This window comes from Gordonia sihwensis NBRC 108236, from assembly GCF_000333035.1.
Lineage (GTDB): Bacteria > Actinomycetota > Actinomycetes > Mycobacteriales > Mycobacteriaceae > Gordonia > Gordonia sihwensis.
Map to the genome: position 1 here is coordinate 1 of NZ_BANU01000058.1, position 1,351 is coordinate 1,351.

The 1,351-nt window shown below is 64.5% G+C and carries 1 protein-coding gene and 1 other annotated feature; the gene reads left to right on the forward strand.

Features of this window, described 5'->3' with window-relative positions:
• Nucleotides 1-52 precede the first annotated feature (52 nt).
• A protein-coding gene (locus GSI01S_RS19380) for an IS3 family transposase (RefSeq protein ID WP_085950769.1) occupies nt 53-1,314 on the forward strand; the annotation gives its coding sequence in 2 pieces (ribosomal slippage) (nt 53-350 and nt 350-1,314; 1,263 coding nt in all).
• Nucleotides 340-471 (forward strand) — a sequence feature (AL1L pseudoknot). Its footprint overlaps the gene before it by 132 nt.
• Nucleotides 1,315-1,351: the final 37 nt, after the last annotated feature.

Below are 1,351 nucleotides of genomic sequence, written 5' to 3' on the forward strand. Positions count from 1 at the left end.
TGAACCGTCCTGGGTCTGGTGGAGACCGTGAACGCACCAGGAGAATGCGATCATGGCAGCACCACGCAAGTTCGACCAGGAGACCCGCGAGCGGGCCGTCCGGATGTATCACGACCGGTTGAAGGAGAACGACGGCGAGTCCAAGCTTGGCGCCCGCCGGCACGTCGGCGCGCTCCTGGACATCAACCCCGCCACTCTCCGTAACTGGATAGACGCCGGCGAAGCAGCAGGGGCGTCGGGCGATGCAGAATCGGGCTCGTCGGTCTCGGCTGAGCTGAAGGCCCTCCGGAAGGAGAATGCTGAATTGCGAAGGGCCAACGAGATTTTGAAGACTGCGTCAGCGTTTTTCGCAGCGGCGGAGGTCGACCGCCGACTGCGGTGAGCGTCGACTATATCGACGCTCACCGGGAACGGTTCGGGGTCGACCCGATCTGCCGCGTGCTCACCGAGCACGGCATGGCGATCGCCCCGTCAACCTACTACGCACGCAAGAAGGCCGGGGTCGTCTCCGAGGCCGTCCTGGCCGAGGCCTACGCCGCGCACACGGTGTTCGAGGTCTACGAGCGGAACCGCCGCGTCTACGGGGTCCGGAAGCTCTGGCACGCGATGTGGCACGCCGGTCACGCGATGGGCCGCGATCAAGTGGCCCGGCTGATGGCCCTGTGCGGGATTTCCGGCGCCGTTCGCGGAGCGCATCGCACCGTCACCACCACACGCGATGATCGGGCACCGAGGTTCCCCGATCATGTTGAGCGACAATGGAACCGGCCGACTGCACCGGATCAGTTGTGGGTGGCCGACTTCACCTACGTGTGGACCCTCGCCGGCTTCGTCTACGTCGCGTTCCTCGTCGACGTGTTCTCCCGCCGGATCCTCGGATGGCGGGTCATGTCGAGCAAGCACACGCCGTTGGTGACCAGCGTCGTAGAGCAAGCCCTCTTCACCCGACGGAGAGGTGAATTCACCTTCACCCCAACAGGTTTGGTCCATCACAGCGATGCCGGTAGTCAATATACGTCGATCGCGTTCTCCAAGGAGCTCCGCGAGGCCGGGATCACCGGGTCGATCGGCTCGGTGGGCGACGCGCTCGACAATGCGCTGATGGAGTCGACGATCGGTTTGTACAAGACCGAGCTGATCGACGTCGAACGATCACTGTTCTGGACCGGGCGGGCCGAGGTGGAGCGTGAGACCGCGGCCTGGGTGCACTGGTACAACACCGAGCGTCTGCACTCGTCGATCGGCTACACCTCGCCGATCCAGCATGAGGAGCGCTACCGTCAGAACGTCGCCTCGATACCCGAGGTGGCCTAATCCAGGTCTCCGACCGGACCAGGACGGTTCACTCCTC